Origin of the sequence: Plantibacter sp. H53, assembly GCF_001650455.1 — a bacterium.
Classification (GTDB): domain Bacteria; phylum Actinomycetota; class Actinomycetes; order Actinomycetales; family Microbacteriaceae; genus Plantibacter; species Plantibacter flavus_A.
Genome location: NZ_LWCT01000013.1, coordinates 104,349 through 127,520, shown reverse-complemented (window position 1 = coordinate 127,520; position 23,172 = coordinate 104,349). Strand labels below are relative to the sequence as shown.

Sequence of the window (23,172 nt, the reverse complement as noted above, 5' to 3'; positions counted from 1 at the left end):
ATCACCCTAGGCCAGTCGCCGCGGCGACCCGGCTCTGAGCCGTCGATCGTCGGTCATCCCGGTGTCGGGAATCCGAGCGCACCCGGGGACGTTGAGCCGGGTGTCGACGCCCGTCGCCCCGAGACCCGAGGAGTTCCGTGCCCCAGCTGTTCGATCCGATCACCATCCGCGACCTCACCGTCCCCAACCGCCTGTGGATCGCCCCGATGTGCCAGTACAGCGTCACCGCCCGGGACGGCGTCCCGACCGATTGGCACCTCATGCACCTCGGCCAGTTCGCGGCGGGCGGCTTCGGCCTCGTCATCTCCGAGGCGGCGGCGATCAGCCCCGAGGGTCGGATCACCCCCCAGGACGCAGGCATCTGGAACGACGAACAGCGCGACGCTTGGCGACGGATCACCGCGTTCATCACCGATCAGGGTGCCGTCCCCGGCATCCAGCTCGCGCACGCCGGCCGGAAGGCCTCCACGTTCGCCCCCTGGGGCACCGACGGGCACGGCAGCGTGCCGATCGAAGAGGGCGGCTGGTCGACCGTCGCTCCGTCGCCCGAGGCCTTCCCGGGCTACGCCGTCCCGGAGGCCCTCGACGAGGAGGGGATCGACCGCGTCGTCGACGACTTCCGGACGGCGGCCGTCCGGTCGGTCGACGCCGGCTTCCAGGTCCTCGAACTCCACGCCGCGCACGGCTACCTGCTCCACCAGTTCCTCTCCCCGCTCGTCAACCACCGCGAGGACGGCTACGGCGGCTCGCTCGAGAACCGGGCCAAGCTCCTCCTCCGCGTCGTCGAGGCGGTGCGCGGGGTCCTCCCAGCCGGTCTGCCGTTGTTCGTCCGGTTCTCGGCCACGGACTGGGTGGACGACGGATGGGACGAGCACCAGACCGCGACCGTCGCCGCCTGGTGCGCCGAGCGCGGCGCCGACTTCTTCGACATCTCGACCGGTGGAGCCGTCGGCGGCGTCCGCATCCCGCTCTCCCCCGGGTACCAGGTCCCGTTCGCGGCGCACATCGGATCGACAGGTGTCGACACGAGCGCCGTCGGGCTCATCACCGACGCCCAGCAGGCCGCGGCCATCGTCGCCGACGGGCAGGCGGAGGCGGTCATGGTCGCCCGCGAGGCGCTCCGTGATCCGCACTTCGCGTTGCGCGCCGCGACCGAGCTCGGCGTGGAGGTCGCCTGGCCGGGCCAGTACGAGCGGGCCAAGCCGCGCGCCTGAGCGCTACCCCGACACGACGACGGCCCGCACGCGATCGCGTGCGGGCCGTCGTCGTGTCGGGGCTCCGGCGTCCGATCAGCGACGCCGGGTGGCGTCCTGGACCTCGCCGACGAGCTCCTCGATGATGTCCTCGAGGAAGAGGACCCCGGTGGTGGCGCCCGCTTCGTCGAACACCCGGGCGACGTGTGCTCCCGAGCGGCGCATCGTGGTCAGTGCGTCTTCGACGTCCGAATCCTCGAACACCGACACGAGCTGCCTGATGTGCTTCGCGGGCACCGGCCGCTCCTCGTCGCCACTGCCGTCGAGGTCGTCGTACCGCAGCACGTCCTTCAGGTGCAGGTAGCCGATCGGCACCGACTCGTCGTCGACGATCACGTACCGCGAGTAGCCGTACTTGGCGACGGCGCGCTCGACGTCCGAGGGGGTGGCCTCCTCCGTCAGCGTGATCAGGCTGCCGAGCGGCAGGGCCACGTCGTGGACCTTCTTCTCGGTGAACTCGAACGCCGCAACGAGCGCACCCGTCGAGTCGGTGAGCACACCCTCGCGGGTGGACTGGTCCACGATGGTCGCCACCTCGTCCAGCGTGAACGCGCTCGCGGCCTCGTTCTTCGGCTCCACCCGGAACAGGCGGAGGACGGCGTTCGCGGTCGCATTGAGGGACACGATGATCGGGCGGAAGACGCGCGCCACGAAGACGAGCGGCGGCGCGAGCAGCAGGACCGCGCGATCCGGGATCGAGAAGGAGAGGTTCTTCGGGACCATCTCACCGAAGACCACGTGCAGGTAGGAGACGAGCAGCAGCGCGATGATGAACGCCACCGTGCCGATGGTCTCCTCAGGCCAGCCGGTGAGCGCCAACGGCACCTCCAGCAGGTGGTGGATCGCCGGTTCGGAGACGTTCAGGATGAGCAGCGAGCAGACGGTGATGCCCAACTGACTCGTCGCCAACATGAGCGTGGCGTGTTCCATGGCCCACAGTGCGGTCTTGGCGCTCCGGCTCCCCTGCTCGGCGAGGGGTTCGATCTGCGATCGACGCGCGGAGATGACCGCGAACTCGGCACCCACGAAGAAGGCGTTCGCGAGCAGCAGCACCACGAGCCAGGCGATTCCTGCCCAGTCGCTCATACGTCACCACCGTCCTCCGACACGACGGGTCTCGGGGTGAATCGGATCCGATCGATCCGTCGGCCGTCGAGTCGCTCGACGCGGAGCGTTCCGTCTTCGAGCTCGAGTTCGTCGCCTGAGACCGCGAGCCGTCCGAGCTCGCTCATGACGTAGCCCGCGACCGTCTCGTACGGGCCGTCCTCGGGGACGCGCACGCCGGCGCGCTCGAGGAGTTCGTCGGGACGCAGGCTGCCCGGGAAGGTCGTGGAGTCGCGTCCGCGGACCACCCCGGCACGCGAACGGTCGTGCTCGTCGGCGACCTCGCCCACGAGTTCCTCGACGAGGTCCTCGAGGGTGGTCACGCCGGCGGTGCCGCCGTACTCGTCGACCACGACGGCCATCTGGTAGCCGCGTCCGCGCAGCTGCGAGAGCAGCACGTCCAGCTTCATCGTCTCCGGGACGCGCAGCGCCGGTGACTGCAGGGCCGAGACGGGCACCTCGCCGCGGCGGTCGCGCGGGACTGCGATGGCCTGCTTCACGTGCACCACACCGGTGATGTCGTCGACGTCGGCATCGGTGACGGGGAAGCGCGAGTGGCCGGTCGACCTCGCGAGGGCGAGCACCGCCTGGGCGGGTTCGCCGCGCTGGATCGACGCGATGCGCGGCCTGGGCGTCATGACGTCCGACGCGTCGTGGCTCGAGAAGCGGAGGGTGCGGTTGAGCAGGGTCGCGGTGTCGGCCTCGAGTGTGCCCTCGAGTGCCGATCGACGCACGAGGGACGACAGCTCCTCGGCCGTCCGTGCTCCCGACAGCTCCTCCTTGGGCTCGATGCCCATCGACCGCAGCAGGCCGTTGGCGCTGCCGTTGAGGACCACGATGGCGGGCTTGAACACCCAGGTGAAGGCCGTCTGGAACGGGACGACGAACTTGGCCGTCTGTCGGGGCAACGCGAGCGCGAAGTTCTTCGGGACGAGCTCGCCGATGATCATGCTGAGCAGCGTGGCGAGGGTGATCGCGACGATCGTCGCCACGACGGCGACGACGCCCTCGGGGATCCCGATGGCGCCGAGCGGACCGGCGAGCATCGACGACAGCGCCGGCTCCATGGTGTAACCGGTGAGGAGGGTGGTCAGGGTGATCCCGAGCTGCGCGCTCGACAGGTGCGTCGAGGTGATCTTGAGCGCTGCGATCGTCATCGTCAGGCGGGTCTCACCACGGTCGCGGCGGGCCTCGAGATCGGCGCGGTCGAGGTTCACGAGCGCGAACTCGGAGGCGACGAAGAAGCCCGTGCCGATGGTCAGTACGAGGCCGACGCCGAGCATGATCCACTCAGACATGACGATCCCGTCCGTGCTGAGCGGTCGATGCCGGAGTGGGGGATCCGTCGCCCGGATGGGCGGTCGTCTCCCGTGATCGGGTCAGCACGGGGCTGGGATGGTGGCCGGGGGATCTGTCTGAAGGAGGGTCGTCCATTGTGCGGACGAGTCTATCGGACATCCGCGGCTGTGGACCCCGGATTTCCGGGGTTCTTCTCAGCCTCCGTCTGCCGCTGGCGATCCTCGGCCGCGCGACGCTTCCGACGCCGCAAGAGGAGGAACCGTGCTCCGATGCACGCCGCGGCGAGCGCCGGGACCCCACCCGAGACGATCATGCCCGCGTGTGGCCCGGCGACCTCGACGAGCCAGCCCATGAGCGGACCGCCGATCGACTGCCCGCCGAGCAGCACGAGGATGTACAGCGACATCACCCGTCCGCGGATCGCCACGTTGGACGATAGCTGGACGAGCGAGTTCGCCGCCGTGATGAAGAGGAGGTTCGCGACCCCGCCCGCGACGAGCAGGAGGGCGAAGGGCAGGAGCACGGGCATCGCGCCGGCGGCCGCCTGCAGGACACCGACCGCCGCCGCCGCGACGATCACGATGCGCAGATCCACACCCCCACGCCTCGTCGACGCGAGCGCCCCGGTCAGCGCTCCGACGGCGACGAGGGCGTTGAGGAACCCGTAGCCGCTCGCGCCGATGTCGAAGACGTCCGAGGCGTAGGCGGCGAGCAGGACCGGCAGGTTGAAGGCGAACACCGACATGAACGCGACCATGATGACCGTCCACCGGATGGCCGGTTTCCGCATGGCGTAGCCGAGCCCCTCCTTGAGCTGGCCCTTCGCCTTCGCGACGACCGGGGTCGGAACGAGTTCCGAGACGCGCATGAGCGCCAGGGTGAGCACGACGCCGGAACAGGCGAGGGCGTTGATCGCGAAGGACCACCCGGAACCGACGGCGGTGATGAGGACACCGCCGACGGCCGGACCGACGAGCTGCCCGAGCTGGAAGACGGCGGAGTTGAGGCTGATGGCGTTCCGCAGCCTGGCCGGGCCCACGAGCTCGTTCACGAACACCTGTCGCGCCGGGTTGTCGACGACGGTGACGAGGCCGAGCATGAAGGCGATGACGTAGATGTGCCACACCTCGACCGCGCCGCTGAGCGTGAGGATCGACAGCGCGACCGCGAGGACGGCGGCGAGCGACTGCGTGATCATGAGCAGCACGCGCTTCGAGTAGCGGTCCGCGATCACGCCGCCGAGCAGTCCGAACAGCAGCATGGGCGCGAACTGCATCGCGACCGTGATCCCGACGGCGGCGACGCTGCCGGAGAGCTCGAGGACGAGCCAGTCCTGCGCGATGCGCTGCATCCCGATCGCGGTCGTCGCGACGATGTGCCCGATCGTGAAGAGCCGGAAGTTCGGGACGCGGAGCGAGGAGAAGGTGTCCCGCCAGGCGGGACGCTCCCCCACGATCGGCATGGGGGCGGTGGGCGGCGGCGGAGCGACGGCGGTGTCGGATGGAGGGGTCACGGAGAGAGCCAGCGTTTCGTATGTCGAGTGCGTGTCGTATGGGTGGAGCCGCGGAGGCCGTCGGCTCCCGTCCACGCTATTGCCGACGCGGCCATTTCCGAGCAGGATGATCCCTATCAGTCCTATTCGATTCCTGAATGATCGGCTCACGCATGTTCGACCCCGCCCTGCTGCGCACCTTCCTGGCCGTCGCCGAGACGAAGAACTTCACGCGTGCCGCCGCGCAGCTCGGGTTGAGCCAGCCGACGGTCAGTCAGCAGATCCGACGGCTCGAGGAGGCCGCCGGCCGATGGCTCGTCGTCCGGGACACGAGGGCGGTCCGCCTGACCGACAACGGTGATGCGATGGCCGGGTTCGCGCGGACCATCCTCGCTGCACACGCCTCGGCGGAGAGCTACTTCACCGGCTCGGCGATGAGCGGTCGCCTCCGTTTCGGGGCCGCCGACGACCTCGCGATGACCCAGCTCCCCCGGATCCTGCGACACTTCCGGCAGGGTCACCCGCAGCTGAACCTCGAACTCACGGTGAACCAGAGCGGGCCGCTGTACCGCCGGCTGAAGGCGGGCGCCCTCGACCTCATCTTCATCAAGATGCACCCCGGCCAGAACGAGGGCAAGCTCGTACGGACCGACTCGATGGTCTGGGTCGGCCTCGAGAAGACCACCATCGAGCCGGGCCAGCCCGTCCCCCTCATCGCCTACCAGGACCCGAGTCTCTCCCGGCAGCTGGCGATCGACGCCCTGGAAGCCGCCGGGCGCACCTGGCGGATCACCTGCAGTACGCGGGAGGTGAACGGCGTCCTCGCGGCGGTGCGGGCCGGGCTCGGCGTCGCGGTCTTCCCGCGCAGCCTGATCCCGAGCGACCTCGTCATGCTGAGCAACCGGCTGGAACTCCCGGCCCTGGGCGGCGTCGACTTCACCCTGCTCGCGAACCCGTTGGCGGCCGCCGGCCCGGTGGAGGCGCTCTCCTCGGCCATCATGGACCGGTCGCTCGCCTGAGCAAGCACACAGCGGTCAGGCGTCGACGGACTCCGACTCCTCGGCGAACGGCGCCGGGATGAGGTAGGTCTCGCGGACCTCGGCCGATTCGTGCGGGCCGCTGCCGTCGGGCGCGGTGAAGGGTTCGTCGAACTCGACGATCCACGTCGTCAGCTGTTCGGTCCACACCGAGACGAACGCCGCGGCGCGCTGGCGGCCGGGTGCGACGATGACCCCGGAGGCACGCTCCCCCGTCGAGGGATCGGATGCCGGGTCCACGAGCACGAGGACCTGCATGCCGACACCGAACCCGCGCGTCCCACCGTTCACCGCCATGGGCCCATCATCCCACCGCGGTCGTGCGAGCCGCACCAGCGCCCCGGCTCACCAGGACACGGGCAGCGCCTTGCCCTCCTCGTAGCCGGCGGCCGACTGGACGCCGACGATGGCGCGCTCGTGGAAGCCGGGGACCGAGTCGGCACCCGCATAGGTGAACGACGAGCGCACACCGGCGGTGATCATGTCGAGGAGGTCCTCGACCGAGGGCCGGAGCGGGTCGATCGTGATGCGGGAGGACGAGATGCCCTCGGCGAAGAGCGTCTTCCGCGCGAGTTCGAAGGGATCGAGTCGACCGAAGCGCTCATGCACGGCCTTCGTCGACGCCATGCCCCAGCTCTCCTTGTAGAGCGACCCGTCGGCGGCGCGCTGCAGCTCACCGGGGGCTTCGATCGTGCCGGCGAACCACGAACCGATCATGACCGAGGACGCACCGGCCGCGAGGGCGAGGGCGACGTCGCGGGGGTAGCGGACGCCACCGTCCGCCCAGACCTTCGCGCCGAGTGCGCGGGCGGTCGCGGCCGTCTCGAGCACGGCCGAGAACTGCGGACGTCCGACCGCCGTCATCATCCGCGTGGTGCACATCGCACCGGGTCCGACACCGACTTTGAGGATGTCGGCACCGGCGTCGACGAGGTCTTGCACCGCGACGGCGGACACGACGTTGCCGGCAACGATCGGGAGGCCCAGACCGAGCGCACGGACGGCCGCGATCGCCCGGAGCATGCCCTCCTGGTGCCCGTGGGCGGTGTCGATCACGAGGACGTCCACCCCGGCGGCGGCGAGCGCCTGCGCCTTGACGGCGACGTCACCGTTGATCCCGATCGCCGCGGCGACCCGGAGTCGGCCCGACGCGTCGAGCGCCGGCGTGTAGATGGTCGACCGGAGCGCGCTCGTCCGGCTGAGGGTGCCGACCACCGCTCCGTGGTGCAGCACGGGCGCGAACTCGAGGTCGGCGGCCACCATGAGGTCGAACGCGGCCCGGCCACCGGTCACGTCGTCGGCGTCGATCGAGGCGAGCGATCCGCGCGCGAGGTCGCCGAGCCGTGCGTCGGGCAGCGCCGTGGCGAGACGCGCGGCCGGGATGCAGCCGGCGAAGGCGCCGCGCTCGTCGTGGAGCACGATGCCGTGACCGGCGACCGCGGGGATCAGGCGCAGGGCGTCGGCCGCGGTCTGATCGGCGCGCATGATCAGCGGGGTGTCGAAGGCGACCGGCTGCTCCTTGACCCAGCGGATCGCCGCGTCGAGCTCCTGGAGCGGCATGTCCTGCGGCAGGACGCCGAGTCCGCCGCGCCGCGCCAGGGCCGCCGCGAGGCGTGGCCCGGTGACGGAGTTCATGTTGGCGGAGACGATCGGGATCGTGGCGCCGGTGCCGTCATCCGGAGCCAGGTCGACGTCGAGTCGACTCGTGATCCCGGAGCGGCTGGGGACGAGGAACACGTCCGAGTACGTCAGGTCGTGGCTGGGGATCTCACCGATGAACCGCATGAGAACACCGTATCCCGAGCGGCGTCCGAGCCGCACCGACGACGGAATGGGTTTAGGCTTGATGACTGGATCGTGCGGGCATGTTCCCTGCCTGCAAACAGTGAGAATTCAACGGAGAGAGTGGGCGATCGACGGTGTCGAGCCAGATGACCGGAGTGGGCGCCGATGACGGCGCAACGAACGAATTCGGAGCCAATGAATGGCTCGTCGACGAGATGTACGAGCAGTACCTCGTCGACAAGGATTCCGTGGACCGCTCCTGGTGGCCGATCCTCGAGCACTACCGGCCGGTGAACGGCGCAGCCCAGGGGACGACGGGCGGCCAGTCGGACGACGGTGCGGCGTCCGTCGGCACCACGGCGCCGGCCCCCGCCCCTGCGGCGTCTGACGAGGCGGCCCGGGTCAACCCGCCGACGGCCCCGATCCAGGTCATCGGTGCGCAGCCGGTCGCCCGCACCACCTCGGTCCAGGCGAAGCCGGCCCCGATCCCGGCCGACGCCCCGATGACGAGCCCGAACCAGGTCCAGCAGCCGAAGAGCGACCAGACCGAACCCGCTCCGGAGGACGTCGACAGGGTCACCGTGCTGAAGGGCATGGCCAAGTCGCTCGCCACCAACATGGACGCGAGCCTGACGGTCCCGACCGCGACGAGCGTGCGCACCATCCCGGCGAAGCTGATGATCGACAACCGCATCGTCATCAACAACCACCTGAAGCGCGCCCGAGGCGGCAAGGTCAGCTTCACCCACCTCATCGGCTGGGCCCTCATCCAGGCATTGAAGGACTTCCCGAGCCAGAACGTCTACTACGAGGAGACCGACGGCAAGCCCACGGTCGTCGCGCCGGCGCACATCAACCTCGGCATCGCCATCGACCTCCCGAAGCCCGACGGCTCCCGCGCCCTCATGGTGCCGGGCATCAAGCGTGCCGACACCCTCACGTTCAACGAGTACCTCTCGGCCTACGAGGACCTCGTGACCCGCGCCCGCAAGGGCAAGCTCACCGGAGCCGACTTCCAGGGCGTCACGATCTCGCTCACGAACCCCGGTGGCATCGGGACCGTGCACTCGGTCCCCCGCCTCATGAAGGGCCAGGGCTGCATCATCGGCGCCGGTGCCCTCGAGTACCCGGCCGAGTTCCAGGGCGCCTCCGAGCGCACGCTCAACGAGCTCGCGATCGGCAAGACGATCACGCTCACGAGCACCTACGACCACCGCGTCATCCAGGGCGCCGGCTCGGGCGAGTTCCTCAAGGTCGTCCACGAGCTGCTCATCGGCAGCCGCAGCTTCTACCAGGACATCTTCGCCGCGCTCCGCATCCCGTACGACCCGATCCACTGGTCGCCCGACATCAGCGTCGACCTCGCCGACGCCGTCGACAAGACCGCCCGCGTCCAGGAGCTCATCAACGCGTTCCGCGTCCGCGGCCACCTCATGGCCGACATCGACCCGCTGGAGTACGTGCAGCGGTCGCACCCCGACCTCGAGATCGAGACCCACGGCCTGACCTTCTGGGACCTCGACCGCGAGTTCGTCACGGGCGCCTTCGGCTCGGCCCGCACGGCCAAGCTGCGCGACATCCTCGGCGTCCTCCGCGACTCGTACTGCCGCACCACGGGCATCGAGTACATGCACATCCAGGACCCCGCGCAGCGCAAGTGGATCCAGAGCAAGGTCGAGCGCAAGTACGAGAAGCCGACGCACGACGAGCAGATGCGCATCCTCGGCAAGCTCAACGAGGCCGAGGCCTTCGAGACCTTCCTGCAGACGAAGTACGTCGGCCAGAAACGCTTCAGCCTCGAGGGCGGCGAGTCCACCATCGCCCTCCTCGACACGATCCTCCAGGGTGCGTCGCAGGCCCAGCTCGACGAGGTCGCGATCGGTATGGCCCACCGCGGCCGCCTCAACGTCCTCACGAACATCGCCGGTAAGACATACGGTCAGATCTTCCGCGAGTTCGAGGGCACGCAGGACCCGGCGAGCCACGGCTCCGGCGACGTGAAGTACCACCTCGGCACCGAGGGCACCTTCAAGGCCGAGGACGGCCGCGAGATCCCGGTCTACCTGGCCGCGAACCCCTCGCACCTCGAGGCCGTCAACGGCGTGCTCGAGGGCATCGTCCGCGCGAAGCAGGACCGGGGGCCGATCGGCGCGTTCGGCACCCTCCCGATCCTCATCCACGGCGACGCGGCGATGGCCGGTCAGGGCGTCGTCCTCGAGACGATGCAGCTGTCCCAGCTCCGCGGCTACCGCACCGGCGGCACGGTCCACGTCGTCATCAACAACCAGGTCGGGTTCACGACGCCTCCTGGCGAGGGCCGCTCCTCCATCTACAACACCGACGTCGCGAAGACCATCCAGGCGCCGATCTTCCACGTGAACGGCGACGACCCCGAGGCCGTCGTGCGGGTCGCGGAGCTCGCCTTCGAGTACCGCCAGGAGTTCAAGCGCGACGTCGTCATCGACCTCGTGTGCTACCGCCGACGCGGCCACAACGAGGGCGACGACCCGTCGATGACGCAGCCGCTCATGTACAGCCTCATCGAGGCGAAGCGCTCCGTGCGCAAGCTGTACACCGAGGCGCTCGTCGGCCGTGGCGACATCACCGAGGAGGAGTACGAGGCCGCGCACCGCGACTTCCAGGACCGCCTCGAACGCGCCTTCATGGAGACGCACGCCGAGCAGACCTCGCCGACGCCGATCCCGACCGAGGTCCTCGACGAGGACGGCTACTCCGGCGAACTCGAGACGACCGGCGTCTCCGAGGGCGTCGTGCAGCTCATCGGCGACGCGTTCAACAACAAGCCCGCCGGGTTCACCGTGCACCCGAAGGTGCAGCAGCTCCTCGAGAAGCGTCTCGACATGAGCCGCAACGGCAACATCGACTGGGGCTTCGGAGAACTGCTCGCACTCGGATCGGTGCTCATCGAGGGCACCCCGGTGCGGATGTCCGGACAGGACTCCCGCCGCGGCACCTTCGTGCAGCGCCACGCCGTCCTCCACGACCGGGTCAACGGCCAGGAGTGGCTGCCGCTCGCGAACCTCAGCGACAACCAGGCCCGCTTCTGGATCTACGACTCGCTCCTCAGCGAGTACGCGGTCATGGGCTTCGAGTACGGCTATTCGGTCGAACGCGCCGACGCGCTCGTGCTGTGGGAGGCGCAGTTCGGCGACTTCACCAACGGCGCGCAGACGATCATCGACGAGTTCATCTCCTCCGCCGAGCAGAAGTGGTCGCAGCGGTCGAGTGTCACGCTCCTCCTCCCCCACGGCTACGAAGGCCAGGGCCCCGACCACTCGTCCGCGCGGATCGAGCGGTTCCTGCAGCTCTGCGCCGAGGACAACATGACCGTCGCACGGCCGTCGACCCCCGCGTCGTACTTCCACCTGCTGCGTCGCCAGGCGTACGCCCGCCCGCGTCGGCCGCTCGTCGTCTTCACCCCGAAGGCGATGCTGCGTCTGCGTGGCGCGACGAGCCCGGTGGCGGACTTCACCTCGGGCCGCTTCGAGCCGGTGATCGACGACGCGCGGATCACCGACAAGGCCGCGGTCAAGCGGGTGCTCCTGCACTCCGGGAAGATCCACTACGACCTCCTCAGCGAGCTGCAGAAGCAGCCGAACGACGAGATCGCCCTCGTCCGCGTCGAGCAGTTCTACCCGGTCCCGGTGGCCGAGCTGAACGCCGTGGTCGCGCAGTACCCGAACGCCGAACTGGTGTGGGTGCAGGACGAGCCGGAGAACCAGGGCGCGTGGCCGTTCATCTGCCTGGAGGCCGCCAAGCACCTCGAGGGTCGGACGATCCGCAACGTGTCGCGCACCGCGTCCGCCTCCCCCGCCACGGGTTCGGCGAAGCGTCACGCCGCCGAGCAGGCGGAACTCCTCCGCACCGCGCTGGCGCTCTGACCCCAGCCGCACGATCGACGACCGCCCGTTCCGACGGGCGGTCGTCGTCGTCTGCGTCGTCGTCTGGGCGCGGGTGGTCAGCACGGCGACAGTGATCCGTGCGTGGGCGGTGAGCCGCCGCCAATAGGCTGACGCCATGGACTTCGCATTCCTCGCCGTCGTCGCGGTGGTGACCATCGTCGCGGTGGCCCGCTTCGCGAACAAGCTGCGCGTGGCAGCCCCGCTCATCCTCGTCCTGGTCGGGCTCGCCCTCAGCTATCTGCCGTTCGTGCCGGACGTCGAGGTCAAGCCGGAGTGGATCCTCGCCGGCGTGCTGCCGCCGCTCCTCTATTCCGCCGCGGTCAACGTTCCCCTGGTCGACTTCCGCCGCAATCTCAAAGCGATCTCCGGACTCTCGGTCGTCCTCGTCGTGGTGTCGTCGGTCCTCATCGGCTGGATCCTGTCGACGATCCTCCCCGACCTGAGCCTGGCCGCCGGCATCGCCCTCGGTGCCGTCGTCAGTCCGACCGACGCGGTCGCCGCGACCTCCATCGGTAAGCGGCTGGGCATGCCGTCACGACTCGTGAGCGTCCTCGAGGGCGAGAGCCTCGTGAACGACGCCTCGGCCCTGGTCCTCCTGCGCTCCGCCATCGCCGCGACCGCCGGCACGGTCTCGCTGTGGGGTGTCCTGGGCGACTTCGCCTATGCCGTGGCGCTCGCGATCGCGATCGGGATCGTCGTCGGGTTCATCACGGTCCGGATCCGGTCCCGCCTCGGCGACCCGGTCCTCACGACGGTCATCTCCTTCGCCGTGCCGTTCATCGCGTATCTGCCCGCCGAGCACTTCCACGCTTCGGGCGTCCTGTCGGTCGTCGTCGCCGGACTCTACACCGGGCATCAGAGCGCGAAGTACTTCACCGCTCAGGACCGCATCAGCGAGCGCATCAACTGGCGGACGACGCAGTTCCTCCTCGAGAACGGGGTGTTCCTGCTCATGGGCCTCGAGCTCGAGGCCATCGTCTCGCAGGTGGAACAGGACGACCTCGGCATCTGGTCGTCGATCGGCCTGGGGTTGCTGACCGCCAGCACCCTCATCGTCGTCCGCATCGTGTTCGTCGGCGTCCTCGTCTGGTCGTTGCGACGCGACGAACGGGAGGCCCTCGCCCGGCGCCCGAGGCTGGCGGAGGTCTCAGCACGTCTCGAGGAGCATCCGACGGAGAACGCGCGCTCAGCCAAGCGCAAGGCCGCCTTCTCGAGGTCGATCGCCCGGCGGAGCGCCGACCTGGACTTCCTGCAACGCGAGGGACTCGGGTGGCGCGGCGGCGCGGTGCTCGCCTGGGCGGGTATGCGTGGGGTCGTCACGATCGCCGCCGCGCAGTCGTTGCCGCTCGAAACCCCGTATCGGGCGGAGCTGGTCCTCATCGCGTTCACGGTCGCGATCGTCACCCTCCTGCTCCAGGGCGGTTCCCTCCCGCTCGTCATCCGCCTGTCCCGGGTCGGCGGGACGGACGAGCAGGCCGCGATGGCGGAACTGGCCGGTCTCGTCGAGGAGATCTCGACCGTCGGTGTGGCCGCCCTCGACGACCCGCAGCTGCGCACGGACGGTGGCGAGCCGTTCGACACCGCGGTCGTCGACCGGGTGCGTACGAGCAGCCTCATCCGCGTCGAGTCGGCGGCGGAACGCACCGACGCCGGCGTGGGCCCGCACGAGCAGTTCCGACAACTGCGACGCCGGGTGCTCGACGCCGAACGCGACGCGCTCCTCGATGCGCGGGCGACCGGCAGCTACTCCTCAGAGGTGCTGGCGAAGGCGCAGCGGATGCTGGACGTCGAGGAGTCACGCCTCGACGGTGCCGGCTGATGCCGTCGGTCGGCCGTCAGGCGCTCTCGTGGGTGGCCTGGGTGGCCCGGAGCGACGCGAGGACCTGGTTCTTCAGGTCTTCGGGTGCCGTCTCCTTGCACGCCCGCTGCACGGCCTCGGTGAGGGTCTGGGCGACGAGCGCCTCGTTCTGACACTCCGGGCAGTTCGCGAGGTGCTCGCGGATGTCGGCGGCCTCCGTCTTGCACACCTCGTGACGGAGGTACTCCTCCAGGTCTCGCTTGGCCTTGTCGCAGCCGCAGTCGCTCATTTCTTGCTCCCCTGCTTCGTCACGGTGAACCCCCGGGACGAGGCGTAGTCGGCCAACAGGTCGCGGAGGAGTCGTCGGCCACGGTGCAGACGACTCATCACGGTCCCGATGGGCGTTTTCATGATGTCGGCGATCTCCTGGTAGGCGAAGCCCTCCACGTCGGCGAGGTACACCGCGAGGCGGAAGTCCTCCGGGATGGCCTGCAACGCGTTCTTCACGTCGCTGTCCGGCAGGTGATCGATCGCTTCGGCCTCGGCGGATCGGCTGGAGGTGGCGCTGATCGACTCGGCACCGCCCAACTGCCAGTCCTCGAGGTCGTCGATGGTGCCCTGGTACGGCTCGCGCTGCTTCTTCCGATACGTGTTGATGTACGTGTTCGTGAGGATGCGGTAGAGCCACGCCTTGAGGTTGGTGCCCTGTTCGAACTGCGCGAACGCGGCGAAGGCCTTCACGAACGTCTCCTGGACGAGGTCCTGAGCGTCCGACGGGTTCTTCGTCATGCGCATGGCAGCGCCGTACAACTGATCGATGAACGGCAGTGCCTGTGCTTCGAACAGTGATCGGGGGTCCGGCTCGGCCGGAAGGGCTTCTGGGTCGACGGAGGTCATCACCGGCCAGTCTACGGCCAGCGCCAGACGGCCGTGATCGGCCTCCGTCACCGGTCGTTCCAGTACCGCTGTGGACATCCGCTCCTCCTTCTGCTCTCGACCCCGACTACTGTTGGAACCAATGTTGACCAATCCGTATTCCGCACCAGATTTCGACGTGTACGGCGATGCCGAACCCGAGCACGACGACGCAGCCTGGCCGGCGCCCGTCGCGGGCGGTCCGGTCGATGCGACCGTCTCGCTTCCGGGCTCGAAGTCGCTCACGAACCGCGAGCTCGTCCTGGCCGCTCTGGCCGACGGGCCCTCCCTCCTGCGCGCCCCGCTCCACTCGATGGACAGCACCAACATGGTCGAGGCGCTGCGCGCACTCGGGACCACCATCGTCGAGCGACCGGCCTCGGGCGCCTTCGGTAAGGACTGGCTCGTCACGCCGGGCGAGCTGTTCGGCAGCACGACCGTCGAGTGCGGGCTCGCCGGCACCGTCATGCGGTTCGTCCCGCCGCTGGCCGCCCTCGCCCTCGGGCCGACCGTGTTCGACGCCGACCCCTCGGCCAGGAACCGGCCGATGGCCACCATGATCGGCTCGCTCCAGGCGCTCGGCGTCGACATCAGCGACGACGGCCGGAAGGCGCTCCCCTTCACGGTGCACGGCACGGGCACGGTCGCGGGTGGCAAGCTCACCATCGACGCGTCGTCGTCGAGCCAGTTCGTGTCAGGTCTCCTGCTGGCCGCAGCACGCTTCGAGCAGGGGCTCCACCTCGTCCACGAGGGCGAGCGTCTGCCGAGCCTGCCGCACATCGAGATGACCATCGCGGCCCTCGCGGCCAGAGGGGTCACCGTGGAACAGCCCGCCGTCGGTGAGTGGGTCGTCGCCCCCGGCACGATCGCCGCGCTCGACGTCGACCTCGAGCCCGACCTCTCCAACGCTGCACCGTTCCTCGCCGCGGCGCTCGTCACCGGCGGAAGCGTCACGCTCCGCGGGTGGCCCACCTCCACCACCCAGGTCGGTGCCGACCTGGCGGACCTCCTGCCCCGCTTCGGTGCGACGGTCACCCTGGACGGCGACCGCCTCACCGTCACCGGCGGCGAGCGGATCACCGCGGTCGACCTCGACCTGACCACCGGCGGTGAGCTCGCGCCCGCCCTCACCGCACTCGCGGCACTCGCCGACGGGCCGTCGACCATCACGGGCATCGGGCACATCCGTCACCACGAGACCGACCGCCTCGCGGCCCTCGCGACGGAGATCAACAAGCTGGGTGGCGCCGTCACGGAGCTCCCGGACGGTCTCCGCATCGAGCCGCGCCCGCTCCACGGCGGCGAGTGGTCGAGCTACCACGACCACCGCATGGCGACCACGGGAGCGATCCTCGGTCTCGTCGTGCCCGGGGTCACCATCGAGAACGTCGCCACGACCGCGAAGACGCTGCCGCAGTTCACCGAACTGTGGCATGCGATGGTCGGGGGCTGAACCGATGAGCTGGTGGGACGACGGCGTCGACGACGACGAACCGGAACTCGACGAGTCGAGCATCAGGATGCGGCCGAACCCGAAGGCGAACCGCCCACGGACGAAGACGCGGCCCGAGCACCTCGATGCACTGACCGCCCGCGTCCTCGCGGTCGACCGCGGTCGCTACACCGTGCTCCTCGACGAAGGCACGCCCGAGGAGCGCGTCCTGACGTCGACTCGCGCTCGTGAACTCCGCAAGCAGGCCATCGTGACCGGCGACCGGGTTGACGTCGTCGGCGACACCTCGGGCGCCGAGGGCACGCTGTCGCGCATCGTACGGATCGTGCCGCGCACGACGCTGCTCCGCCGCAGCGGCGACGACACCGACGCCATGGAGCGCGTCGTCGTCGCCAACGCCGACCAGATGCTCATCGTCGTCGCCGCTGCGAACCCCGAACCACGGGCCCGCCTCGTCGATCGCTACCTCGTCGCCGCCTACGACGCGGGCATCACCCCGATCCTCTGCATCACGAAGACGGACCTCCAGGACCCCGACGAGTTCCTCGCGAACTTCGCCGGGCTCGGCCTGCGGGTGTTCCGCAGCCGGGAGGACGACGTCCCTCTCGCAGAGATCACCGAGGCCCTCATCGGTCACGACACGGTCTTCGTGGGCCACTCGGGCGTCGGCAAGTCCACCCTCGTCAACGCCCTCGTCCCCACCGCGGAGCGCGCCACGGGGCATGTGAACGTCGTCACCGGACGTGGCCGTCACACCTCCTCGTCGACCGTCTCGTTGCGCATCGAGGCGCCCGGAGGATCCGGATGGGTCATCGACACCCCGGGCGTCCGCTCGTTCGGTCTCGGACACGTCGACACCGCCAACATCCTGAAGTCGTTCACCGACCTCGCGGAGATCGCGCTCGAGTGCCCACGCGGCTGCACCCATCTGCCCGACGCCCCCGACTGCGCGATCATCGAGGCCGTCGCAGAGGGGCGGCTCGGGGAGAACGGCCCGGCACGCCTCGACTCGCTCCAGCGGCTGCTGGGGACCTTCGCGACGATCAAAGCAGACCAGTACTCCTGACTAGGCTTGGGGTATGCCTGAACCCCTCCGTCTCTCTGCCGGCGACCCGGCCCCCGCGTTCACCCTCACCGACCAGGACGGCACCAGCGTGTCCCTGTCGGACTTCGCCGGACGACGGGTGATCCTCTACTTCTACCCCGCCGCCATGACGCCCGGCTGCACCACCCAGGCGTGCGACTTCCGCGACAACCTCGCATCGCTCGGCGGAGCCGGGTACGTGGTGCTCGGTGTCTCGAAGGACTCCGTCGAGAAGCTCAAGGCCTTCCAGGAGGAGGACGGGCTCACGTTCCCGCTCCTCAGCGACCCGGAGTTGACGGTCCATCAGGCGTACGGAGCCTACGGCGAGAAGAACTCCTACGGACGCATCGTCACGGGAGTCCTCCGCTCGACGTTCGTCATCGACGAGACGGGCACCCTCACCCTCGCCCGGTACAACGTCAAGGCCACCGGCCACGTGAAGAGCCTCCGCAAGGCCCTCGGCCTCGACGCCTGACGCGTCGCGTTCAGATCTCGCGTCGGGTCACGGCGGCGACCGCCGGCGTGAACAGGAGCCCGAGGACGGCCAGCGACGGCAGCAGCAAGAACCACCCGATCGCGGGTTGCGCGAAGACCCCCTGGAACGCGCCGACGGCGACGGCGATCTGCACGAGCTGCCAGGTGACCGCTCCCCCGCGGATCCAGCTCCGTCCGCGGATCGCGCCGAGGGCGAGCGCCGTGACGAACGTCGTGGCGATGAGCAGGATCACGAAGATCGCCAGTGCGCTCGTGAACGAGGCCGGCGTCGCCGCGACCAGCTCGAAGAGGAACCAGGCCGAGAGCCCGATCATGAGCAACGCCTCGGCGACGAGCAGGACGATGAAGGCCAGCACCGCCGGATGACGACGCTCCTCCGGGTTCGGAGCGGAGGTGGCGTTTCGATCGGTACTCACAGGGTTCACCCAAACTTGGCTATTGATTTGCTCTTACCGATATGAAACCATGTTTGAGGCCGACATGAGGTCCACGAGGGTGTGGACAGATCCCGAATCCCGGACGATCATCCCCCTCGCATTTCGGCTTTCGCTTCCCGATACCCCTCACTCGGTTGAAGAAATCTCACCATGCAATAAAAGGAGCTCCCCTATGGATTGGCGCGATAAAGCTGCCTGCCTGACCGTCGACCCGGAATTGTTCTTCCCGGTCGGGAACACCGGTCCGGCGGTCGATCAGATCGACAAGGCGAAGGCCGTGTGCGCCACCTGCAGTGTCACGGAGCTGTGCCTCCAGTACGCGCTCGAGACCGGCCAGGATTCCGGCGTGTGGGGCGGCCTCAGCGAGGACGAGCGTCGCGCTCTCAAGCGTCGCGCGGCCCGCGCCCGCCGCGCCTCCTAGTCGCGGACGAGAACCCCGGGTGCCGAACGGCCCCGGGGTTCTCGCATGCCCGCGGCCGTTCGCGACGGACCAGCACCTCAGCCCTTGGCGACCCAGCGCATCGGGATCGCGATCGTGACCTCGGTGCCGCTCCCCATGAGCGTGTGCCAGTCGATCGTCCCGCCCAGTTCCCCCTGGATGAGCGTCCGCACGATCTGGGTGCCGAGACCGGACCCGACCTTCCCCTCCGGGAGCCCCACGCCGTTGTCGCGGACCTGCACGCTCAGCAGCTCGTCCGTGCGGTCGGCCGTGATCTCCACGTCGCCGTCGCGGCCGTTCAAGCCGTGCTCCACCGCGTTGGTGACGAGTTCGGTGAGCGCGAGGGCGAGTGGCGTCGCGTACTCGCTCGGGAGCACGCCGAACGAGCCGGAGGACTTCGGGCGGACCGTGGTGTTGTGGGAGCTCGCCACTTCGGCGATGAGCAGGAGCACGCGCTCGAAGACCTCGTCGAAATCGACGTTCTGATTGAGCCCCTCGGACAGCGTGTCGTGCACGACCGCGATGGCGGCCACGCGCCGCATGGCCTGCGTGAGGGCGTCGTGGGCGTCCTCCGAGTGCGTCCGCCTGGCCTGGATCCGCAGGAGCGACGCGACCGTCTGGAGGTTGTTCTTCACCCGGTGGTGGATCTCGCGGATCGTCGCGTCCTTGGTGATGAGTTCCTGCTCCTGGTGACGCAGTTCGCTGACGTCACGGCAGAGCACGATCGCGCCGACCCGCTCGCCGCGGCTCCGCAACGGGATCGCCCGGAGGGAGACCGTCACGCCCTTGTCCTCGATGTCGGTCCGCCACGGCGCCCGACCGGTGACGACGAGTGGCAGGGACTCGTCGACGGTGACGGTCCCCGTCCCGGAGAGCAGATGGGTCGTGACGTCCGCGAGCGACTCGCCCTCGAGTTCCTCGGCGAATCCGATCCGGTTGAAGGCCGAGAGCGCGTTGGGGCTGGCGAAGGTGACGGTACCGTCGACATCGAGACGGATCAGGCCGTCGCTCGCGCGCGGCGCGCCTCGGCGTGGTCCGGTCGGCGCTCCGAGATCGGGGAAGTCACCCACCGCGATCATCTCGAACAGGTCGCTCGCGCAGTCGTTGAAGGTGAGTTCCTGGCGGCTCGGCGTACGAGCCTCACCGAGATTGGTGTGACGGGTGATGACCGCGATGGGTCCATCGGCATTGGTCGTCTCGGTCGGCGATATCCGCCGGGCGACGGGCACGGCACGAACCCTGGTCGGGGTCTCCTCGTACCAGTCCGGTGCGGACGACTCGATGATCCGTCCACTCTCGAAACAGTCGGTGACCTGCTTGCGCCATTCCTGCTTGATGGATTGACCGACGAAGTCGCGATAGAAGAGTGTCGCGGCACTCGACGGACGCGAATGCGCGACCGCGATGAAACTGCCGGAATCGGTCGGCACCCAGATGACGATATCGGCGAACGCCAGATCCGCGAGGAGTTGGCTGTCCGCGAGCAGCATGTGCAGCCACTCCACGTCGGCCGCACTGGAGCGGCCCTGGGCGAGAACGAGATCACTGAGCGTCGACACGATGCCAGTCTAGGCTCGGCCGACCGGCACCGAGTGCGCCGGGCGTCCCCGGACGACCTCTTGTCGGGCAGGCACGGAACGACGACGGCGCTCAGCGGCCCGCCTGGGGCCGCTGAGCGCCGTCGATCGGACGTGATGCGTCAGTTGGCCGCGCGATAGGCGTCCTGGACCGCCTGGGGGATGCGTCCGCGCGACGACACGGCGTGCCCGTTCTTCGCGGCCCACTCGCGGATCGCGGCGAGGTTCTCGGCGCTGTTGCGGGTGCTGGTGCTCGAGGTGCGGCGCCCACGCTTGACCGGGCGTCCGGCTCCGATGTAAGGCTTCAGCGACTCGCGGAGGTTCTTCGCGTTGTCCGCACCGAGATCGATCTCGTATTCGGTTCCGTCGATCGCGAACCGGACGGTCTCTCCTGATCCGGAAGCGAGTTCGCTGCCGTCGAGATCGTCGATGTATGTGGTGATGACTTTCTGAGCCATGGGGGTCCTCCTGAAGATATCCGTGGTGAGTCCGACGGTTATCCGATCATATCGAACACCACCAAGCGAATCTGAATACCGACACGATATCGGAGTAATTCATCACCCAACGGATAGCGATGCATCGGAGGAGAATGCAGATGCATATATCGGCGTGCAAATGCGTATTCGGTTGATCACCCAATTGTATTGAGTGACTCCGTCGAGACTATTCCGCGCGGCGTGACCGACTCCGCGCACGACGCCCACGCACTCCACCCGCCGAGCGCCGCGAGCGGTCCCGCACCGGCGTCGACTGTTGGTCGAGGACGGTGGACACGAACCGCCGCAGCGCGACCGGAAGCGCCCCTCGCGGGGCCTGGTCGCGCAAGCTCCTCCCCGCGATCACCGCAGCGTCCACCACCCGCTGGTCCTCCGGCAGGAGCGCGGCCGCTTCGATCCCGCCGAAGCGCGAGAGCGTGGACGCCAGCTGGCCGGCCGGACCGGTACCGAGCGCGACGCCACGCAGCCGGTTCACGACCACCGAGATGCGCGACGGGTCGACGAGTTCGACGAGTTCCGCGTGCCCGCGGAGCAGCCTCGTGACCCCGACCGGGTCGGCCGCGCCGACCTCCACCACCCGGTCTGCGGCCCCGAGGACGGCGAACGCCGCCCCGTTCCGTCTGGGCGCGAACAGGTCGCTCGAGATCTCCTCGTCCGCCTCCAGGCAGAATGCCGTGTCGATCACGATGTCGTCCATCCACGCCCGGCACCGTTCGATGGTCGTCGCGACGCGCTCCGTCGACAGTTCCGTCCAGCGCGCCGCACGGGAGATGCCGGTCAGGACCCGGAACGCCCCGGACGGCGACGGATGGACGACCGCGATCCGCTCGAGCTGCTCGACGTCGAGCGCTCCACTTCCGGCCAGCCGGCAGGCCGCGGCGAACCCGGGTGCCTCGTCGAGGAGGCCGAGCATGGCCGCGACCGATGACCCGTAGGTGTCCGCGTCGATGAGGACGACCCGGCGTCCGCGCGCGGCGAGTTCACTGGCGATGCCCGCGGCGACGGTGGTCGTGCCGGGCGACCCGGCCGCGCCCCACACCGCGATGACCCGCCCGGCGGCCTGGGCGACCGGACGAGGGCCGTCACCGCCGAGGTCGAGCGGCGCGATGGCCCGATCCAGCTCCTCGGGATCGACCGGCAGGAGGACGATGTCGACCAGGCCCAGCCCCGCCGCATGGCGACGCTCGGACTCACCGGACGCGAGCGCCACGACCCTCGTACCCACGCGGTCCGCGAGGTCGATGAGTTCGGCGCTCAGGCGGTCGACCCCGGGTGACACGAGCAGCACGTCGACGGGCGTCCCGGCACCGATGCGCTCGTCGAGTTCGGCGCCGTCGTGACAGCGCCAGGCGACGCGGTGTCCGAGGTCGAGCATCGTCGCGAGGATCTCGCCCTCGACCCGCGGATCGAGGGCGAGTCCGACACGCAGCATCAGCGTTCGCCGGGCTCGGTGGGGACCACGGACAGCAGGTGCGCTGCAGCCGTCGCCGAGAGGACCGTCGCGACGGCCGAGCGTGGGACCGCGAGCTCGAGCGCGACCGAGCCGCGGCCGGACAGGAGCCCTTCGTCCTCGCCGACCCGGACGACCGTCGCGGCCGAGACCAGCACCTCCGGCACTCCGTACCCGTCGCTTTCCGGCGCGGTCGCCCAGAGGTCGACGACGGTCCCCGGCACGACGTCGGCGCCGAGCCGGCCGGCCGGTTCGACGACGAGCGTGGTCACGCCGACGGCGCTCGCCTCGCCGAGCGCGTCGAGCGGTACGAGCTCCCCCGCCGCGATCGTCCGCGTGACGACGATTCCCGCCGGCGGCGCCGCTCCGGCTCCGAGGTACCCGCTTTCGACCGATCCCAGACGTGCGTCGATCACCTGGAGTGAGGAGCGGTCGAGCCGCGTTCCGGGCGTCAGCGTCTCGGAGGCCGCATACACCGGGGTCGTCCGACTCGAGGTCGTGACGAGCCACCACACCCCCAGGATCGACGCGACCACCAGCATGAGGCCCACGAGGAAGCGTGGGTCCACCCAGATGCGCGACCGGGACACCGGCCGTCCGCCGACACCATGACGCAGTCCGGCGAGACGGTCGCTCATCCGCTCGTCGCCGTCGCTTCGCGCCCCTCCGCCTTCCGATCCGTGTCCCCGCTCGCTTCCCCGCACCGTCTCCTCCTTCATGGGCACCCCGCGCGCCGCTTCCGGCCCCATGCTGCCCGGGCTCCGGACATCGCGCCGAAGTTATCCACAGCCCGACGGACGATGCTCGCGCGAGAGGATAATCGAGGAATGGAATCGCAGCGCGATGCGGCCCCGCTCGGTCGCTTCCTCACCGTCGCCGACACGGCCGAGGTCTTGAACGTCTCGGCCCAGCACGTGGCCGAGCTCATCTCGAGCGGTGAGCTGCCCGCCATCCGGATCGGGCGCAGCGGACCGTGGCGCATCGAGTTCCCGGCACTCGAAGCCTTCATCAGCGGTCAGTACGAGGAGGCACGTCGTGCAGGCCTCTGGCATCAGGCCCAGCTCACCGAACTCGCCGAGTTCTCCGGCGCACCGATGCTCCGGCCCGTGCCTCCCCTCGGCTGAGCCCCGG

21 protein-coding genes are annotated in these 23,172 nt (G+C 69.4%); 9 read left to right on the top strand and 12 right to left on the bottom strand.

Annotated features, from left to right (window positions below):
• The first annotated feature begins 137 nt into the window (after positions 1–137).
• The gene (locus A4X17_RS08640) at positions 138–1,214 is read left to right on the top strand and encodes an NADH:flavin oxidoreductase/NADH oxidase (RefSeq protein WP_064295255.1); all 1,077 of its coding nucleotides are present in this window, start codon (positions 138–140) and stop codon (positions 1,212–1,214) included.
• A gap of 75 nt (positions 1,215–1,289) precedes the next feature.
• Here the strand turns inward: A4X17_RS08640 and A4X17_RS08635 are convergent, their stop codons facing one another.
• The 3 genes from A4X17_RS08635 to A4X17_RS08625 form a co-directional block, all read right to left on the bottom strand.
• Positions 1,290–2,339, bottom strand: coding sequence for a hemolysin family protein (locus A4X17_RS08635; RefSeq protein WP_064295254.1), 1,050 nt, complete (start codon positions 2,337–2,339; stop codon positions 1,290–1,292).
• A complete protein-coding gene (locus A4X17_RS08630; protein WP_064295253.1) occupies positions 2,336–3,655 on the bottom strand; it encodes a hemolysin family protein in 1,320 nt (439 codons plus the stop codon). Before A4X17_RS08630 ends, A4X17_RS08635 begins: the two co-directional genes overlap by 4 nt.
• Positions 3,656–3,804: 149 nt before the next feature.
• Entirely contained in the window at positions 3,805–5,118 is a 1,314-nt protein-coding gene (locus A4X17_RS08625; protein WP_064295252.1) for an MFS transporter, read from the bottom strand.
• A gap of 203 nt (positions 5,119–5,321) precedes the next feature.
• On the opposite strand from A4X17_RS08625, the gene A4X17_RS08620 reads away from it, so the two are divergent.
• Positions 5,322–6,167, top strand: coding sequence for a LysR substrate-binding domain-containing protein (locus A4X17_RS08620; protein WP_064295362.1), 846 nt, complete (start codon positions 5,322–5,324; stop codon positions 6,165–6,167).
• A gap of 15 nt (positions 6,168–6,182) precedes the next feature.
• On the opposite strand, the gene A4X17_RS08615 is transcribed toward A4X17_RS08620, so the two are convergent.
• Positions 6,183–6,482 carry a hypothetical protein gene (locus A4X17_RS08615; RefSeq protein WP_064295251.1) on the bottom strand — a complete coding sequence of 100 codons (300 nt, stop codon included), beginning with the start codon at positions 6,480–6,482 and terminating at the stop codon, positions 6,183–6,185.
• 48 nt (positions 6,483–6,530) lie between these two features.
• On the bottom strand, positions 6,531–7,970 hold the full coding sequence (locus A4X17_RS08610; RefSeq protein WP_064295250.1) for a GuaB1 family IMP dehydrogenase-related protein: 1,440 nt from the start codon (positions 7,968–7,970) through the stop codon (positions 6,531–6,533).
• A 146-nt stretch (positions 7,971–8,116) separates the two neighbouring features.
• On the opposite strand from A4X17_RS08610, the gene A4X17_RS08605 reads away from it, so the two are divergent.
• A complete protein-coding gene (locus tag A4X17_RS08605) occupies positions 8,117–11,872 on the top strand; it encodes a multifunctional oxoglutarate decarboxylase/oxoglutarate dehydrogenase thiamine pyrophosphate-binding subunit/dihydrolipoyllysine-residue succinyltransferase subunit (protein WP_064295249.1) in 3,756 nt (1,251 codons plus the stop codon).
• A 136-nt stretch (positions 11,873–12,008) separates the two neighbouring features.
• Positions 12,009–13,712 carry a sodium:proton antiporter gene (locus tag A4X17_RS08600; protein WP_064295248.1) on the top strand — a complete coding sequence of 568 codons (1,704 nt, stop codon included), beginning with the start codon at positions 12,009–12,011 and terminating at the stop codon, positions 13,710–13,712.
• Positions 13,713–13,728: 16 nt separating this feature from the next.
• Here the strand turns inward: A4X17_RS08600 and A4X17_RS08595 are convergent, their stop codons facing one another.
• The gene (locus tag A4X17_RS08595; RefSeq protein ID WP_064295247.1) at positions 13,729–13,980 is read right to left on the bottom strand and encodes a zf-HC2 domain-containing protein; all 252 of its coding nucleotides are present in this window, start codon (positions 13,978–13,980) and stop codon (positions 13,729–13,731) included.
• A complete protein-coding gene (locus tag A4X17_RS08590; RefSeq protein ID WP_079002798.1) occupies positions 13,977–14,666 on the bottom strand; it encodes a sigma-70 family RNA polymerase sigma factor in 690 nt (229 codons plus the stop codon). The genes A4X17_RS08595 and A4X17_RS08590 overlap by 4 nt, the downstream gene beginning before the upstream one ends.
• Before the next feature lie 43 nt (positions 14,667–14,709).
• Between A4X17_RS08590 and aroA the strand changes: the two genes are divergently transcribed.
• The 3 genes from aroA to bcp are packed head-to-tail and all read left to right on the top strand — an operon-like array spanning position 14,710 to position 17,618.
• A complete protein-coding gene (aroA, locus tag A4X17_RS08585) occupies positions 14,710–16,059 on the top strand; it encodes a 3-phosphoshikimate 1-carboxyvinyltransferase (RefSeq protein ID WP_064295246.1) in 1,350 nt (449 codons plus the stop codon).
• Between the two features lie 4 nt (positions 16,060–16,063).
• Positions 16,064–17,125: a ribosome small subunit-dependent GTPase A gene (gene rsgA / locus A4X17_RS08580; protein WP_064295360.1), complete on the top strand. Its 1,062-nt coding sequence runs from the start codon at positions 16,064–16,066 to the stop codon at positions 17,123–17,125.
• Positions 17,126–17,138: 13 nt separating this feature from the next.
• Positions 17,139–17,618, top strand: a complete 480-nt coding sequence (gene bcp, locus A4X17_RS08575; RefSeq protein WP_064295245.1) for a thioredoxin-dependent thiol peroxidase — start codon at positions 17,139–17,141, stop codon at positions 17,616–17,618.
• Positions 17,619–17,628: 10 nt separating this feature from the next.
• On the opposite strand, the gene A4X17_RS08570 is transcribed toward bcp, so the two are convergent.
• Positions 17,629–18,054 (bottom strand): hypothetical protein, encoded by a 426-nt coding sequence (locus A4X17_RS08570; RefSeq protein WP_064295244.1) that lies wholly within the window; start codon positions 18,052–18,054, stop codon positions 17,629–17,631.
• 193 nt (positions 18,055–18,247) lie between these two features.
• Between A4X17_RS08570 and A4X17_RS08565 the strand changes: the two genes are divergently transcribed.
• Positions 18,248–18,496 (top strand): WhiB family transcriptional regulator, encoded by a 249-nt coding sequence (locus A4X17_RS08565; protein WP_056012627.1) that lies wholly within the window; start codon positions 18,248–18,250, stop codon positions 18,494–18,496.
• A 77-nt stretch (positions 18,497–18,573) separates the two neighbouring features.
• Here A4X17_RS08565 and A4X17_RS08560 read toward each other — a convergent pair whose 3' ends face one another.
• From A4X17_RS08560 to A4X17_RS08545, 4 genes are all read right to left on the bottom strand, one after another.
• Positions 18,574–20,073: a sensor histidine kinase gene (locus A4X17_RS08560; RefSeq protein ID WP_064295243.1), complete on the bottom strand. Its 1,500-nt coding sequence runs from the start codon at positions 20,071–20,073 to the stop codon at positions 18,574–18,576.
• A gap of 140 nt (positions 20,074–20,213) precedes the next feature.
• Positions 20,214–20,549, bottom strand: a complete 336-nt coding sequence (locus A4X17_RS08555) for an Lsr2 family protein (protein WP_064295242.1) — start codon at positions 20,547–20,549, stop codon at positions 20,214–20,216.
• Between the two features lie 208 nt (positions 20,550–20,757).
• Positions 20,758–22,023, bottom strand: a complete 1,266-nt coding sequence (locus A4X17_RS08550; protein WP_064295241.1) for a P-loop NTPase — start codon at positions 22,021–22,023, stop codon at positions 20,758–20,760.
• Entirely contained in the window at positions 22,023–22,679 is a 657-nt protein-coding gene (locus A4X17_RS08545) for a hypothetical protein (RefSeq protein ID WP_064295240.1), read from the bottom strand. Before A4X17_RS08545 ends, A4X17_RS08550 begins: the two co-directional genes overlap by 1 nt.
• A 189-nt stretch (positions 22,680–22,868) precedes the next feature.
• Between A4X17_RS08545 and A4X17_RS08540 the strand changes: the two genes are divergently transcribed.
• Positions 22,869–23,165: a helix-turn-helix domain-containing protein gene (locus A4X17_RS08540; protein WP_064295239.1), complete on the top strand. Its 297-nt coding sequence runs from the start codon at positions 22,869–22,871 to the stop codon at positions 23,163–23,165.
• Positions 23,166–23,172 lie beyond the last annotated feature (7 nt).